The 15,561-nt window shown below is 69.0% G+C and carries 16 protein-coding genes; 3 read left to right on the top strand and 13 right to left on the bottom strand.

The window, feature by feature from the left end:
• Window positions 1-125 precede the first annotated feature (125 nt).
• A complete protein-coding gene (locus tag DI526_RS07945; RefSeq protein ID WP_304276306.1) occupies window positions 126-1,883 on the top strand; it encodes an acyl-CoA dehydrogenase in 1,758 nt (585 codons plus the stop codon).
• A 66-nt stretch (window positions 1,884-1,949) separates the two neighbouring features.
• The gene (locus tag DI526_RS07940; protein WP_304276305.1) at window positions 1,950-2,843 is read left to right on the top strand and encodes an amidohydrolase family protein; all 894 of its coding nucleotides are present in this window, start codon (window positions 1,950-1,952) and stop codon (window positions 2,841-2,843) included.
• A 253-nt stretch (window positions 2,844-3,096) separates the two neighbouring features.
• On the opposite strand, the gene DI526_RS07935 is transcribed toward DI526_RS07940, so the two are convergent.
• Window positions 3,097-4,080 (bottom strand): alpha/beta fold hydrolase, encoded by a 984-nt coding sequence (locus DI526_RS07935; RefSeq protein ID WP_304276303.1) that lies wholly within the window; start codon window positions 4,078-4,080, stop codon window positions 3,097-3,099.
• Between the two features lie 231 nt (window positions 4,081-4,311).
• Window positions 4,312-4,794, bottom strand: coding sequence for a peroxiredoxin (locus DI526_RS07930; protein ID WP_304276302.1), 483 nt, complete (start codon window positions 4,792-4,794; stop codon window positions 4,312-4,314).
• Between the two features lie 146 nt (window positions 4,795-4,940).
• On the opposite strand from DI526_RS07930, the gene DI526_RS07925 reads away from it, so the two are divergent.
• A complete protein-coding gene (locus DI526_RS07925; RefSeq protein ID WP_304276300.1) occupies window positions 4,941-5,528 on the top strand; it encodes a YqgE/AlgH family protein in 588 nt (195 codons plus the stop codon).
• Window positions 5,529-5,689: 161 nt separating this feature from the next.
• On the opposite strand, the gene DI526_RS07920 is transcribed toward DI526_RS07925, so the two are convergent.
• From DI526_RS07920 to DI526_RS07870, 11 genes are all read right to left on the bottom strand, one after another.
• Window positions 5,690-7,357, bottom strand: coding sequence for a bifunctional diguanylate cyclase/phosphodiesterase (locus DI526_RS07920; protein ID WP_304276299.1), 1,668 nt, complete (start codon window positions 7,355-7,357; stop codon window positions 5,690-5,692).
• Window positions 7,358-7,391: 34 nt separating this feature from the next.
• Window positions 7,392-7,964 (bottom strand): GNAT family N-acetyltransferase, encoded by a 573-nt coding sequence (locus DI526_RS07915; RefSeq protein ID WP_304276298.1) that lies wholly within the window; start codon window positions 7,962-7,964, stop codon window positions 7,392-7,394.
• A gap of 14 nt (window positions 7,965-7,978) precedes the next feature.
• Window positions 7,979-9,247: a pitrilysin family protein gene (locus DI526_RS07910; protein WP_304276297.1), complete on the bottom strand. Its 1,269-nt coding sequence runs from the start codon at window positions 9,245-9,247 to the stop codon at window positions 7,979-7,981.
• Between the two features lie 101 nt (window positions 9,248-9,348).
• A complete protein-coding gene (gene thrC / locus DI526_RS07905) occupies window positions 9,349-10,746 on the bottom strand; it encodes a threonine synthase (protein WP_304276295.1) in 1,398 nt (465 codons plus the stop codon).
• Window positions 10,746-11,432, bottom strand: coding sequence for an SURF1 family protein (locus tag DI526_RS07900; protein ID WP_304276293.1), 687 nt, complete (start codon window positions 11,430-11,432; stop codon window positions 10,746-10,748). The genes thrC and DI526_RS07900 overlap by 1 nt, the downstream gene beginning before the upstream one ends.
• The gene (locus DI526_RS07895) at window positions 11,425-11,787 is read right to left on the bottom strand and encodes a DUF983 domain-containing protein (RefSeq protein WP_304276292.1); all 363 of its coding nucleotides are present in this window, start codon (window positions 11,785-11,787) and stop codon (window positions 11,425-11,427) included. Before DI526_RS07895 ends, DI526_RS07900 begins: the two co-directional genes overlap by 8 nt.
• A 72-nt stretch (window positions 11,788-11,859) precedes the next feature.
• A complete protein-coding gene (locus DI526_RS07890) occupies window positions 11,860-12,732 on the bottom strand; it encodes a cytochrome c oxidase subunit 3 (RefSeq protein WP_304276290.1) in 873 nt (290 codons plus the stop codon).
• Window positions 12,733-12,801: 69 nt separating this feature from the next.
• On the bottom strand, window positions 12,802-13,473 hold the full coding sequence (locus DI526_RS07885) for a cytochrome c oxidase assembly protein (RefSeq protein WP_304276288.1): 672 nt from the start codon (window positions 13,471-13,473) through the stop codon (window positions 12,802-12,804).
• Window positions 13,454-13,612 (bottom strand): hypothetical protein, encoded by a 159-nt coding sequence (locus DI526_RS07880; protein ID WP_304276286.1) that lies wholly within the window; start codon window positions 13,610-13,612, stop codon window positions 13,454-13,456. Before DI526_RS07880 ends, DI526_RS07885 begins: the two co-directional genes overlap by 20 nt.
• On the bottom strand, window positions 13,609-14,622 hold the full coding sequence (locus DI526_RS07875; RefSeq protein ID WP_304276285.1) for a heme o synthase: 1,014 nt from the start codon (window positions 14,620-14,622) through the stop codon (window positions 13,609-13,611). The genes DI526_RS07880 and DI526_RS07875 overlap by 4 nt, the downstream gene beginning before the upstream one ends.
• 106 nt (window positions 14,623-14,728) lie before the next feature.
• Window positions 14,729-15,561, bottom strand: an 833-nt coding sequence (locus DI526_RS07870) for a cbb3-type cytochrome c oxidase subunit I (RefSeq protein ID WP_304276282.1), incomplete at its 5' end; no start/stop codon positions are given.

The raw sequence follows: 15,561 nt of genomic DNA, 5'->3' as shown, positions 1-15,561 counted from the left end.
CTCCAGCATAGCTTTGAAGGCCCGACGGATCACGAGATCGTTACCTGGCGAACAAATCTGTGGCCGGCTTTGCGTCGCGAGCCCACGCGCCTAAAGAAAACGCCGATAACCTGGAGTTCGTCGGCATGACCTTCCGCGCCCCCGTCCGTGACCTCGCCTTTTCGCTGCGCCATGCGGCGGGCTTCGACCGGTTGGCCGACGCCTTCCCCGAAGCGGACGCCGACACGGTGGCGGCGGTGCTCGAGGCGGCCGGCGCCTTCGCGGCCGATGTGCTGGCGCCGCTGAACCGCCAGGGCGACCTGGTCGGCGCCAAGCTCGAGAACGGCGTGGTGCGCTGCGCGCCAGGCTTCGCCGACGCCTACAAGCAGTTCGCCGAGGGCGGCTGGGCCGGCCTCGCGGCGGCTCCGGAGCACGGCGGCCAGGGCCTGCCCAAGACGCTGGAGGTCGCGGTGCTGGAGATGATCCAGGCGGCCAACATGGCGTTCGGCCTCTGCCCGATGCTGAGTCTCGGCGCGATCGAGGCCCTCGACCACCACGGTTCGGACCGCCAGAAGGCGCTCTATCTGCCCAAGCTGGTCTCCGGCGAATGGACCGGCACCATGAACCTGACCGAGCCTCAGGCCGGCTCTGACCTGGCGGCCCTGACCACCGTGGCCACGCCGGATGGCGAGGGCGGCTGGCGGATCACCGGCCAGAAAATCTACATCACCTGGGGCGACCACGACGCCGCCGACAACATCGTCCACCTGGTCCTGGCCCGCACGCCCGACGCCCCTCCCGGCGTGAAGGGCGTCTCGCTGTTCCTGGCCCCCAAGGTGCTGGTCGGCGAGGACGGGACGCTCGGCGAGGCCAACGCCCTGCGGGTCGGCGGGCTGGAGCACAAGCTGGGCATCCACGGCTCGCCAACCTGCGTGATGCTGTTCGAGGGCGCCAAGGCCGAGCTGGTCGGCGGGCTGGGCCAGGGCCTGCCCAACATGTTCACGATGATGAACGCCGCGCGGCTGCAGGTCGGGACGCAAGGGACCGCCATCGCCGAGCGCGCCTATCAGCAGGCTCTGGCCTTCAGCCAGGACCGCGCCCAGGGCCGCTCGGCGTGGACGGGCGCCTATCCTTCGCGCCTGTTCGACCATCCCGACGTGCGCCGCAGCCTCGTCCTGATGAAGGCCCACATCGAGGCGGCGCGGGGCATCTGCCTGTCGACCGCCGTCGCCGCCGACCTGGCGCGCGCCGCCGCCGACGAGACGACGCGCGGCAGCGCCAAGCTGCGCGAGGAGCTGCTGACCCCGATCGCCAAGGCCTGGTCGACCGACGTCGGCGTCTGGGTCGCCTCGCAGGGCGTGCAGATCCACGGCGGCATGGGCTTCATCGAGGAGACCGGCGCGGCCCAGCACTATCGCGACGCTCGCATCGCCCCGATCTACGAAGGCACCAACGGCATCCAGGCCATCGACCTGATCGGCCGAAAGCTGTCGATGGGCGAGGGCCAGGCGATCGCCGACCTGATGGACGACATCCGCGACACGATCCAAGACCTGAAGGGCTCGGACCTGAAGGGCGTGGGGCTGCGCATGGAGGCCGCGCTCGACGCCGCCGCCAGCGCCACCGCCTGGCTGATCGAGCGCCGCGCCAAGGCCATGCCGGACGCCCTGTCGGGGGCCACGGCCTATCTGAAGCTGCTGGGCGACGTGGTCGGCGGCTGGATGCTGGCCAAGGGCGCCCTGGCGGCGGCCGGCGAGGCCGATGCGGCCTGGGCCGAAAGCAAGCGCGCCCTGGCCCGTGTCTTCGCCGAAAGCGTCTTGGCGCAGGTTCCGGGCGCGGCCGCGGGCGTGATGCTCGGCGCGGAGGACCTGGAAGCGATGACGCCGGAGGTGCTGGGGGCTTGATGAAACAAAGGTAACGGGCGGTCGCGTTCGGCTTGATCTAGCTTCCCCGCCACTCTGGGAGGAAGCATGCGCAAAGCTCTTGGCCTGGCCGTCGCGGCCGTCGCGGCCGTCGCGACGGTCCTTTCAGGCGGGACCACCCTGGCGGCGGACCGCTACGCGGGGCCGGTGATCGACACCCACGCCCACCTGCGGACGAGCCCGACCAACGGCCTGACCGACGCCCATCCGATGGGCACGGCGGCTCTGCGGGCCTTGGACGCGGCCGCCGGCGTCCAGCGCAGCGCCCTGATCGTCATGGCCGACAAGGGCGATATGCCCGCCACACGCGCCCTCAACGACGCCCTCCTGGCGGCGGTGGCGGCCGATCCTGACCATTTCTATCCCATCGCCTCGGTCCATCCGGCGGACGGCGATGCGGCGCTGGCGGAGCTGGAGCGCCTGGCGCGGCTGGGCGTCCGGGAGATCAAGCTGCATCCCAACAGCCAGCAGCTGGATGTCGCCGACCCGGCCGTGGCCCGCGTGACCGAGAAGGCCGGCCAGCTAGGCATGGCCGTGCTGTTCGACAGCTACAACCCGCTGGACACCAACCAGCCGGGGAAGCTGATGATGCTGTCGTTCCAGCAGCCGGGCACGAATTTCATCTTCGCCCACATGGGCTTCACGGAATTCCGCGAGTTCCAGAGCCTGGCGACGCTGCGGAAGCTGGGTCGCGGCGGCAACGTCTGGCTGGACGTCTCGGCCATCGCCCCGGCCTATGCGGGATCACCGGTGGCGCCGGAACTGGTCTGGACCCTGCGCCGACACGGCATGGACCACGTGCTGTTCGGTTCGGACTGGCCCGTGGACAGCCCCGCCGAAGCCTTGAAGGCGGTCCGCGCCCTGGGCCTGACGGCCGCCGAGGAGAAGCTGGTGCTGCACGACAACGTGGTCAAGTTGCTGAAGCTGGACCAAGGCCGCTGAGCCGCCCTTCCCCCGCCCGGAGGAGGGAAGACCGGAAAGACTACAGCTGATCCAGCAGATACTCGGCGTCTGGAGGCGATGACGGCGGAGGTCCTGGGGGCTCAGAGTCACTTAAACGCAAAAAACAGCGTGTCATCCCGGAAGCCTCGAAGAGGCTATCCGGGACCCAGGGGCCAAGCGCATTGCGGCTGCCCTGGGTCCCGGCTCTCCGCTTCGCTACGGCCGGGATGACACAGCTATATCTCGTCCGCCCTTACGCCTTGAAGAAGGCCAGCAGGTCGGCGTTGATGACCTCGGGGTGGGTCGAGGCCATGCCGTGCGGCAGGCCCGGATAGGTCTTCAGCGTGCCCTTCTTGACCAGCTTGATGGCCAAGTGGGCGCTATCGGCGATCGGGACGATCTGGTCGTCCTCGCCGTGCATGATCAGGACCGGGACGTCGACCTTCTTCAGGTCCGGCGTGAAATCGGTCTCCGAGAAGGCCTTGATGCAGTCGTAGTGGGCCTTGGCGCCGCCGGCCATGCCCTGGCGCCACCAGTTGTCGATCAGGCCCTGGCTAACCTTCGCGCCAGGACGGTTGAAGCCGAAGAACGGACCCTCCGGAATGTCGCGGAAGAACTGGGCGCGGTTGGCCAGCAGGGCCGAGCGGAAGCCGTCGAAGACCTCGATCGGCAGGCCGCCCGGGTTGGCCGGCGTCTTCAGCATGATCGGCGGCACCGCGCCGATCAGCACGACCTTGCCCACCCGGCCCGGCTTGGCGCGGGCGGCGTAGTGGATCGCCTCGCCGCCGCCCGTGGAGTGGCCGACGTGGAAGGCGTTCTTCAGGTCCAGATGATCGGTCAGGGCGATGACGTCGGCGGCGTAGGTGTCCATCTCGTTGCCGGTGTCGGTCTGGGTCGAGCGCCCGTGGCCGCGGCGGTCATGGGCGATGACGCGATAGCCCTTCAGCAGGAAGAACATCATCTGGGCGTCCCAGTCGTCGGCGCTGAGCGGCCAGCCGTGGTGGAACACGATCGGCTGGGCGACCTTGGGCCCCCAGTCCTTGTAGAAGATCTGGACGCCGTCCTTCGTGGTGACGAAGCCGCTCTGGGCGCGGTGGGCGGCATGCGGCTTGGGGGCGGGCTTCGGCGAAGCCGCCTGAGCGGCCTGAGCGGCCAGGGGGGCGGCGGCGGCCGCGGCGGCCAGGCCGAGACCAGCGGTCATCAGCCCACGGCGGGAAGCTTGTTTCGACTGGCTCATGATCATCCTCATTGATCTTGCGACAACGATTATCGCGATAAGGAATTATCTAAGCGAGAGCGTTACGAGAGTCCAGGACTTTTATTATCGCGATAGCGTTTTTCGCAGCAAACGCGCGCCGGCACGGTCACGCAGCGCCAGCATGGCCCAGCCTCAACTGGCAGGCGACCAAAAAAGGAGTCGGCGTCCGCCCTCGCACGCATGGCGCGAGGGCGACGCTCGGACCGAAGCTTACAGCTGCTCCAGCAGGTACTCGGCCGACGAGACCTTGAACTGGCCGGCTTCCTCGACGTTCAGCTGGGTGACGACGCCGTCCTTGGCGATCAGCGAATAGCGCTGCGAGCGCGCGCCCATGCCGAACTTGCTGCCGTCGAAGTCGAGACCGATGGCGCGGGTGAAGTCGCCGTTGCCGTCAGCCAGCAGCAGCACCTCCCCGTCGATGCCCTGGTCCTTGCCCCAGGCCTTCATCACAAAGACGTCGTTGACCGAGACGCAGGCGATCGCATCCACGCCCTTGGCCTTCAGGTCGGCCGCGTGGTCCTTGAAGCCCGGCAGGTGCTTGGCCGAGCAGGTCGGGGTGAAGGCGCCCGGCACGGCGAACAGCGCCACGGTCTTGCCCTTGAAGATGTCGTCGGTGCTGATCGGCGCCGGCCCTTCGGCCGTGCTGGTCATGAAAGTCGCCGCCGGGAGCGTGTCGCCAACCTTGATCGTCATGGGCCGTGTTCCTCTGGTGTGGGATGGAAGGCCTGGAGATATCCCCCCGGCGCGCCGCCGCCAAGCGACGGTTTGACGGCGCCGCGCCAGGCGGTTTCTGCGGCGGCGGACTTGAAAGCGTCACGCGGAGGGCCAATGCTCCCCCCATGGCCAGCTTGATCGATGACGACGAGGGCGAGTTCCTGACCGGCCGGCTCCTGGTGGCGATGCCGGGCATCGAGGATCCGCGCTTCGAGCGGACCGTGCTCTATCTGTGCGGCCACGACGAGGAGCAGGCCATGGGCCTGGCGGTCAATCGTCCTGTCGAGGGCCTGACCGTCCATGCTTTGCTTGAGCGGCTGGGGATCGCGTCTGACATCCAGGCGCCGCGCGATCTGGTCCTGCTGGGCGGCCCGATCGAGCGGGAGCGGGGCTTCGTCCTTCATACCGACGACTTCCACTCGCCGGACTCGACCCTGCCCGTCGCCGAGGGCGTGGGCCTGACCGCGACCCGCGACGTGCTGGACGCCATGGCCAGCCCCATGCGCCGCCCGCGCAAGGCGATGCTGGCGCTGGGCTACGCCGGCTGGGGACCTGGCCAGCTCGAGCAGGAACTGCGAGACAATGTCTGGCTGATCTGCGACGCCGACGAGGGCCTGCTGTTTGGCGAGGACCACGAGCAGAAATGGACGCGAGCCCTCGCCAAGCTGGGGATCAGCGCCGACCACCTGTCGGCGACGGCCGGACGGGCTTAGGGAGTAAGTCTGCTCCCCCTCTGGGGGAGCTGTCGCCCCCGGGACCGACCGCAGGTCGGCCCGAGGATAAACTCCGCGACTGAGGGGGCTTCGCTGGCCTGGGCTGAGTTACCCCCTCCGGCCCTCCGGGCCACCTCCCCCAGGAGGGGGAGGAAAGCTGCTTATCCCCGCGCCTTCACCGGCGCGGCGCCGTCGACATAGGCTTCGTTGAGGTAGACTTCGGCCTCTTGCGGCGAGAGGGCCGGCGCATAGCCGAAGCCCTGGCCGTAGTCACAGCCCAGGTCCTGCAGCGCGCGGGCCATCTGGGCGTTCTCCACGCCCTCGGCGACGACTTCCAGGTCGAGATCCTGGCCCAGCTTGACGACCGACCGGACGATCTTGGCCGAGCCGGCGTTGGTCCCCATGGTGCGGACGAAGTAGCGGTCGATCTTCAGCGTGTCGAACGGCAGGCGCGTCAGGTACGACAGCGACGAGAAGCCCGTGCCGAAGTCGTCGAGCGCCAGGCCCGCCCCGGCGTCGCGCAGGGTGCGAAGGATCACGGCGGCGCGCTCCGGGTCGCGCATGATGTCGCTTTCCGTCACTTCCAGCTTCAGGGCCCCGCGCGGCAGGTTGTTCTCGCGCAGGGTCTGGGCGACGTCGTCCACCAGGCCGGGTCGGTCGATCTCGCCCGTCGACAGGTTGACGCTGACGGTCATGGCGCTCATCGCCGGGTGGCAGTCGCGCCAGACCGACAGCTGGCGCGCCGCCGCGTGCATCATGTGCGCGCCCAGCTCGCTCATCAGCCCCATCTCCTCGATCAGGGGCAGGAACTCGTCGGGCGGCAGCATGCCCCGGCGCGGGTGGATCCAGCGGGCGAGGGCTTCGAAGCCGGACAGCGCGCCGGTGGACAGGCGCACGACGGGTTGGAAGTAGGGCCGGATCTCGCCGCGCCCGATCGCGCCGCGCAGGTCGGCCTCCAGCGCCAGGCGCGACAGGCCGTCGGTCTCCATGGCGCGGCCGTACGCCGCCGCCCCGCCCCGCCCCGCCGATCCCGCCGCCTCGACGGCCAGTTCGGCGCGACGCAGCAGTTCGACGGGATGCGGCGCCTCAAGCCCGCCTTCGGCCGACACGCCGCCGACGGAAAGGGTGGGGTGAATGTCGAAGCCGGCGATCCGCAGGGGTTGCTCCAGCGCCTCGCGCAGCATCTCCGCGGGCTGGTAGCCATCGGGCCGGCACAGCACGGCGAACTCGTCCTCGCCGATCCGGCCAAGAATGGAGTCGGCGGGGAAGGCGGCCGCGAGCCGCGAGCCCAGCGCGGCCAGCACCAGATCCGCGCGATCGTGGCCCAGCGCCTCGTTGAGCCGGCGCAGGCGATCGAGGTCCGCCACGACCAGCTCATGCGCGCCCGGCTCGGCCAGGCGCTCGCGGGCGCGGGCGATGAAGCCGCGGCGGTCGAGCAGCCCGGTCAGATCGCAACGCTCGGAGCCCGCGAACTTGGTTTCAGCCGCGACGACGCCGGCGGCGCGCACGCCCTCTTCCAGCCAGACCCCGCGCCACAGGCAGACCTCGCCGCCCCGGACACGGAAGCGGGCCACCACCGGTTGGCCCGGCTCGCGAACCTTGAGAACTTCCTCGGCCTGGGCGCGGTCCTGCGGCAGGGCCAGGGCGCGGAACGCCGCGGACGAACATTCGGGGGCCAGGGGGCCAAGGCCCAGCGCGCGCGCCGCGCCGTTCAGGCGCAGGCGGTCGGCGTCCGGCTCCCAGATCCAGAGCGCGACGTCGGCTCCGCCCAACGCCTCGAGCGTCGCGGTCGTATCCCAGATTCGTCGCTCGCCTGGCCGAAAAGACATACCCGTCCCACAGTGTCGGCCGCGCCGCCCCTACTTACTCAGGCGCCACCAAGCCGAACAGACGATGATCTCGCCAATCGCCGTTAATTTTCAAATAACCCCGCGCATATCCTTCCTCGGAAAAGCCACATTTGAGAAGCAGCGCGGCCGACGGGGCGTTTTCGGGCATGCAGGCGGCTTCCAGCCGGTGGAGGCCCAAGCCCTTGAAGGCAAAGCGGATCAGGGTCTCGACGGCGTCGCGCGTGTGGCCTTGGCGAGCGAAAGGCTGCCCGACCCAGTAGCCGATCGTCCCGGTCTGGGCGACGCCACGTCGCACATGGAAAAGCCGCACGCCGCCGACCAGGGCGTCGTCGGCGCGCCGGAAGACGAAGAACGGATAGGCGTCGTCCTGCTCCATCTCGCGGGCATAGGCCGCCAGCCGCGCCCGGAACGCGGCGCGGGTCAGGTCATGTTCCGGCCAGACCGGCTCCCACGGCTCGAGGAACGGCCGCGAACGCCCCCGCAGCGCCGCCCAGGCGCGATAGTCGGCGAGCTTCGGCGGCCGCAGATAGACGCTCTTTCCCTGCAGCCGCAGAAAGGGGCGGGGCTTGAGAAACGAGGGGAGCATCGTGCGCTTGCGACTCAGGCGGCCGAGAACAGTGTCTTGCCGAACGCCTCGCCGGCCTTCAGCGAGCCCTTGGCGCCCAGCACCGCCGACGCGGCCCGCCCCGCCACCAGCCGGCGGCCCAGTCGGGCCACGTCCTCGGCGGTCACCGCGTCGACCTCGGCGGCCAGCGCGCGCGGCGCGTAGAGGCGATCGAACAGCAGCACCTGCCCCGCCCCCTGCTCGGCGCGCGACAGCGGCTGCTCGCGGGCCATGAACATGTGGGCCTTCAGCTGGGCCTTGGCGCGGGCCAGCTCGGCGTCGTCGATATGCTCGACCAGCTTGGCGACCTCGGCCGCGCAGACCTTGGCGGTCTCGACGGCGTCGGAGGCCGCGCAGCCTGCGTAGACGCCCAGGGCGCCATGGTCGGCGTAGGTGTCGGCATAGGCGTCGATATTGTAGGCGAGGCCGCGCTTTTCACGGGCTTCCTGGAACAGGCGCGAAGACATGCCCCCGCCCAGCACCTCGGCGAAGATGCGCAGGGCGAAGTAGTCCGCGTCGCGCGAGCCGCAGGCGGGCAGCATGAAAACGAGGTGGCTCTGCTCCAGCTTGCGGGCCTCGGCCTCCGGACCGCCGATGAATTCGGCCGCCTCCGGGACCGCCGCACCGGGCGCCGCCGGCAGGTCGCCGAAGGCCCGCTCGGCGGCGGCCATCAGCTCGGCCTCCTCGACCGCGCCCGTGGCGCTGACGACCAGGCGATCGGCGGCGTAGAGCGCGGCGCGCCAGTCAGACAGGGCCTCGACGGTGGCGGCCTCGACCGTCTGGTCGCTCCCCAGGATCGGACGGCCCACCGGATGGTCGCCCCAGCTGGCCTTCTGGATCAGGTCGAAGACGTAATCGTCGGGGGCGTCGGCCGCCTCGGCGATCTCCTGCGCCACCACCTGCTTCTCGCGGGCGAGGTCGGCGGGGTCCAGCGTCGGCCGCCGCACGAGGTCGGCGATCACGTCCATGCCCAGATCGAGCCCGCCGCGCAGCGCCCGGACCTGGAAGCTGGTGCGTTCATAGCCGGTGGCGGCGTTGATCGAGCCGCCGGCGCTTTCGATCACCTCGACGATGTCGCGGGCCGAGCGCTGGCCCGCGCCCTTGAACACCATGTGCTCCAGCAGATGCGACCAGCCCGACCGCGCGGGATCCTCGTAGGCCGCGCCGCGGCCGGCGACGACGCTGAGCGCCAGGGTTTCGAGGCCCGGCATCGGATCACAGACGACGCGGACGCCGTTCTTCAGGGTGCGGAGAGTGGCGGTCATTCAGCTCTTTTTACGCCTCCCCCGAAAAACGGGGGAGAGGAAGGGGGCGCTGCATATAGTCGCTAAACGCCCCCGCGACCACTGCGCGGCGCGGATCGCCGTCAGGTCGTCGCCGCGAAGGTGCGGACGAACGCCTTCACGGCCGCGCCGTCGGCCGGCAGGCGCTCGAACTTCTCCGGTTTCTTGGAGAGATCCGGCGTGGCGCGCGGCGTGACCGGCGGGACGCCGGTGGCGGCCTCGACGGCTTCGGGGAACTTGGCCGGGTGGGCGGTCGACAGCACCACGACGGGCACCGACGCCGGGACATCGACACCCCGCGCGGCGGCGAGGCCGACGGCGGTGTGCGGATCGACGATCTCACCGGTCTCGTTCAGCGTCGAGAGCATGGTCTTGGCGGTGTCGGCCTCGCTGACCGACGCGCCGCGGAACAGCTCTTTCATCCAGGCCTGGGCGGCCGGCGGAATGTCCAGGAGGCCGGTGTCGGCGAAGGCGCGGAAGGCGCGCTCGGTCTCGACGGCGTCGCGGCGGACGGCTTCGAAATAGAGGCGCTCGAAATTGCTGGCGACCTGGATGTCCATGGCCGGGCTCTGGGTCGCGGCCACCGCGCCGCGCGCGTAGCGGCCGGTCTCGAAGGCGCGGGCCAGGATGTCGTTGGAGTTGGTCGCCGCCGTGATCGAGTGGACCGGCAGGCCCAGCTTCTTGGCGACGAAGGCGGCGTAGGCGTCGCCGAAATTGCCGGTCGGCACCACGAACGCGACTTCACGGGCTGGCGCGCCCAGGGCCACGGCGGCGGTGAAGTAGTAGACGCTCTGGGCCGCGATCCGGGCCCAGTTGATCGAGTTGACGCCGGACAGGTCGACGCCGTGGCGGAACTGGTCGTCCTGGAAGGCCTGTTTGACGATGTGCTGGCAGTCATCGAACGAGCCCAGCACCGAGATGCAGGCGACATTGGCGTCGGCGGCCGTGGTCATGAAGCGGCGCTGCACTTCGCTGATCCGGCCTTCGGGGAAGAGCGCGACGATGCGGGCGTTCTTGCGGCCTCGGAAGGCCTCCACGGCCGCGCCGCCGGTGTCGCCCGAGGTGGCGCAGATGATGGTCATCTTCCGCGACTGGCGCTCGAGCACATAGTCGTAGAGACGGCCCAGCAGCTGCATGGCGACGTCCTTGAAGGCCAGGGTCGGGCCGTGGAACAGCTCCAGCAGGAAGCGGTTGGGGCCCAGCTGCTTCAAGGGAACGACGGCGGTGTGGGCGAAGGTGGCGTAGGCCTCCTCGCACATCTGGGCCAGGTCGTCCTTGGGGATGTCGTCGCCGACGAACTTGCCGACCACGGCGGCGGCGACCTCGGCGTAGGTCTTGCCGGCGAAGGCCGCGATCTCGGACGAGCGGAAGCTCGGCCACTCGGACGGCACGTAGAGGCCGCCGTCGGGGGCCAGGCCGGCCAGCACCGCATCCAGGAAGCCAATGGGCGCGGACTGCCCGCGGGTCGACACGTAACGCATCAGGGTCTCACTCTCCGCCAGAGCATGGCGGCATAGATAAACAGCAGGGTCACGGCAAGACCAAACCACGTCAGCGCGTATTCGAGGTGACGATTGGAAATTTCTGCCGGAAGCGGCGCGGGCGTGATTCCGGCAGGAGCGGGGGTCTCGGTCTCGGCCATCAGCACCAGGGGCGCGGGCTTGCGGCCGGGGAAGCGCTCCAGGACCTTGGCGCGATCGCCGCCGAGTTGGCGGACCGGAATGAGCACGCCGACCACGCGGCGAGGCGGATCGAACGAACGCGGCGGCGGGGCGACCTGGCCGTTCAGGGCCGGGACCAGGCCTCGGTCGACCAGGATCATGTTGTAGGGGCCGGCCAGCACCGCGCACGGCGCCTGGGCCCGCCAGACCACGTCGCCCTCGCGGACGCCGTAGACCAAGGGCAAGGGCTCGCCCGCCACGTCACCGCAATCGACGCTGACCCGGGTCCAGGCGAGGTCCTCGGGGCGGGCCTTGGCCGTCAGGACCTGGACGAGCGGCATGGCCGGAGCGGTCTTCAGGGCCTCGATGCGGGCGAGAACGCCTTCCTTCCAGTGCAGACGCTGGATCTGCCAGGCGCCCAGACCACAAAGGATCACGAACGCGACCGCCGTGGCGATCGTCAGGCCGACCGGAAAGCCGGCCTTCTTGGGCGAAACATCAGACATGGTCGCGGCCGGCTTCCGAGGCCTTCTGCGCGACCTGGGCGGCGACCATCAGGCCCTTGGCCGGACGCATCAGCCCCAGGGTGATCACGAACACGGCCGGCAGCCAGACGACCAGCAGCAGCCAGACCGGCCAGTTCCAGGCGAACATCGAGAACAGCGCCCCGAACGCGCAGACCGTCCCGGCGATCAGGATCACGAAGGTCGCCGCGCCGTCGCCGGTCTCGTACTTGCCCAGCTCGAAGCCGCACGCCTCGCAGGTCGGCGCCACCTTCAGGAAGCCGTCAAAGAGATAGCCCTCGCCGCAGTGGGGGCACAGGCCGCGCGCGCCGGCGGCGTAGGGATTGGTCTTGGTCATGGCTCGAAGCCTCTGAAACGAAAAAGGCCCGGAACGCTGGTCGGCGTTCCGGGCCCCATCGGAGTATCCGATCTAGTGGGCCGAGGCCCCGAAGATCACGTAGATGAAGGCGAACAGGAACAGCCAGACGACGTCCACGAAGTGCCAGTACCAAGCCGCCGCCTCGAAGCCGAAGTGCTGCTTGGGCGTGAAGGCGCCGTTCATCAGGCGGATCAGGCAGACGATCAGGAACAGCGTGCCGACGAACACGTGGAAGCCGTGGAAGCCGGTGGCCAGGAAGAAGGTCGAGCCATAGAGGCCCGAATTGGCGGCGGCTTCCGAGTAGAACAGGTGCTCGTGGTTGATGTGGCTGTACTCATAGACCTGGATGGTCGTGAACAGCACGCCGAGCAGGATGGTCAGGATCAGGCCCCACTTGGCGCCCTTGCGGTCGCCGACCTGCAGCGCGTGGTGAGCCCAGGTCACGGTCGTGCCCGACAGCAGCAGGGTCAGGGTGTTGACCAGCGGCAGGTGCCAGGGCGAGACGGTCTCGACGCCGGCCGGCGGCCAGGTCGCCCAGGCGGTGCGGACTTCCTCGATCGCCGACAGGGTGCGGTGATGATGGAACAGCGCCATCTCGAAGAACATCCAGAACCACGCCACGAAGAACATCACTTCCGAGGCGATGAACAGGATCATGCCGTAGCGCAGGCCGATCGAGACGACCGGGGTGTGATCGCCGGCCTTGGCTTCCTTGGCCACGTCCGACCACCAGCCGAACATGGTGTAGAGCACCCCGGCCAGGCCCGCGGCGAAGATCGCCCAGTTGCCCTTGTCGATGCCCAGGACGCCGCCCTTGAGCCAGCCGATCAGGCCGATGGCCATGACGGTCGCGGCCATGGAGCCGACGAACGGCCAGGGGCTGGGCGGAAGGATGTGGTAGTCGTGTTTGACGGCGCCGGCCATGTTGCTGGTTACCCCTATTATCCTTCTGAGCGCGGTCGCTGGTCCCCCGCGCCGCGATCTTGTTGAAAGCTATAGCCCTCTCGACGGCGCGCCGCCAAGAGGTTCGACGATGCGAGGCGTCGTCGCGCCCGCGACTTGACCCGTTTTGCCCTTCCCGTCCTCGACGGCCGGGAAGAAGGTGTAGCTAAGCGTGATCTCGTTCTTGCCCTTGGTCTCGGGATCGTCCGCGAACTGGGGATCCACGAAATAGACGACCGGGAACTCCACCGTCTGGTGAGGCTGGATCGTCTGGCTGGTGAAGCAGAAGCACTCCAGCTTCTGGAAGTACGGCCCCGCCGACTCCGGCACGACGTTGTAGAGCGCGCGGCCCGTGATCGGCTTGTCGGTCGGGTTGGTGACCTTGAAGAAGGCCAGGCCGGTGTCGCCGATGCGGACGTCCTGGCTCGCCTGCATGGTCTGGAATTGCCACGGCAGCTCGCGGATGTTGGCGTCGAAGCGGATGGTGACCTTGCGGTCCAGGATCCGCGTCGGCTTGACCTCGGCCTTACGCACCGTGCCATCGAAGCCCGTGACCTGGCAGAACAGCTTGTAGAGCGGAACGGCCGCGTAGGCCGCGCCGACCATGCCGAAGAAGGCCGCCGCACAGATCAGCGCGACCCGGCCATTGCGGCGGGCCATGGCCTCCTGCGGGGTCAGCGCCGCCTTGGGCGCCTTCGGAGCCTTAGGGGTGCGGGTGAACATTGCCGCTGAGCCTCACCAGGGTGACGACGAACACCAGGACGACGAACGCCGCCAGGCCCAGGCCGATCGCGATGTTGCGGCCATCGCGCGCCTTCTTGGCGGCCTGCTTGTCGGCGTCCGTGTCGATCGACTTGCTCACTTGAGAAGCTCCAGGGCCCCGACGCCGGCGACGGCCTCGCCCAGCAGGGCGGCGAACAGGGCGAACAGGTAAAGGATCGAGAAGGCGAACAGATTGCGAGCGGCTTTCGCCCCGGCGGCGCGTTCGTCCTCGGTGACGTCGTAGAGGGCCCGGTCGGCCACGCGCGGATCGGCGGCGTCGCCCGCCTTGCTCATGAAGACCCGAGCGGCCAGCAGCAGGAACACGGCGCCGCCCAGGGCCGCCACGGCCAGGTAGAACGGCCCGCCCAGGCCCGTCAGCACCGGCGCCAGGCAGATCGGAACGAAGACCAGGCTGTAGAGCAGGATCTGCTTGCGGGTCTCGCGCGCGCCCTTGACCACCGGCAGCATCGGCACGCCGGCCTTGGCGTAGTCGGTGGTGACGTACAGCGACAGCGCCCAGAAGTGGGGCGGCGTCCAGAAGAAGATGATGGCGACCATCAGCCAGGCGTTCAGCGGCGCGTGGCCCGTGGCCGCGGCCCAGCCGATCGCGGGCGGCAGGGCCCCGGCCAGGCCGCCGATGACGATGTTCTGCGCCGTCCAGCGCTTGAGCCACATCGTGTAGACGACGGCGTAGAAGACGATGGTGAAGGCCAGCAGGCCCGCCGCGAACCAGTTGATCGCGAAGCCCAGGAACATCACGGAAAGCAGGCTGAGAACGACGCCCAGCGAGGCGGCCTCCTCGCCCTTGACCTTGCCGGCCGGCACCGGACGGCCGCGCGTGCGGCGCATCTTCTGGTCGATGTCGGCGTCGTACCACATGTTCAGGGCGCCCGAGGCGCCGGCGCCGATCGCGATGCACAGCACCGCCACCGCGCCCAGGATCGGATGGATCGGCGCACGGGCGGCCAGAAGCCCCGTCAGGCCAGTGAACACCACCAGCGACATGACGCGCGGCTTCATCAGCTGGAAGTAGTCCTGCCAGCGCGCGGCTTGCGAGGCGTCCGCCGTCGAACTCGACGCGGTTTCCGGGGTCATGGCGGCGGTCTTCATCGGTGTCCGTTACGGAACGTGTCTGTCTCGCTCGAAGGGCGAAGGGCGCGGCCCGGATCCTGCTTGGATCCCGACCGCGCCCCCGCTTGGTCCAGTCCGGACGGCCTTAGTGGTGGTCGTCCGCCTTGATCACCGGCGGTTCGCTGAACTGGTGGAACGGCGGCGGCGAGGACAGGGTCCATTCCAGCGTGGTGGCGCCTTCGCCCCACGGGTTGGCCTCGGCCTTGCGGCGACGGATGGCCGCCTCGATCAGCACCAGCATGAAGATGCCCACGCCGACGACAGTGATCATGTAGCCGACCGACGAGACGTAGTTCCACTTCGCGAAGGCTTCCGGATAGTCGATGTAGCGACGCGGCATGCCCTGCAGGCCCAGGAAGTGCTGCGGGAAGAACACCAGGTTCACCCCGATGAACATCACCCAGAAGTGGGCGGCGCCGAGGAACTCGTTGTACTTCACGCCCCACATCTTCTCGAACCAGTAGTAGAAGCCCGCGAAGATGGCGAACACCGCGCCCAGCGACAGCACGTAGTGGAAGTGCGCCACCACGTAGTAGGTGTCGTGCAGGCTGTAGTCGATGCCGGCGTTCGACAGGACGACGCCGGTGACGCCGCCGACCGTGAACAGGAAGATGAAGCCGATCGCCCAGAGCATCGGCGTCTTGAAGTCCAGCGAGCCGCCCCACATCGTGGCGATCCAGCTGAAGATCTTCACGCCGGTCGGGACGGCGATGATCATCGTGGCGGCCACGAAGTAGGCGCGCAGGTTGATGCTCATGCCGACGGTGTACATGTGGTGCGCCCACACGACGAAGCCGACGAAGCCGATGGCGACCATCGCGTAGGCCATCGCCAGGTAGCCGAACACCGGCTTCTTGGAGAAGGTCGAGACGATGTGGCTGATGATGCCGAAGCCCGGCAGGATCAGGATGTACACTT

Source organism: Caulobacter segnis (assembly GCF_003243465.1).
GTDB classification, from domain to species: Bacteria; Pseudomonadota; Alphaproteobacteria; order Caulobacterales; family Caulobacteraceae; genus Caulobacter; species Caulobacter segnis_A.
The sequence above is the reverse complement of the archived record's forward strand: the minus strand, read 5'-3'. Positions and strand labels throughout refer to the sequence as shown.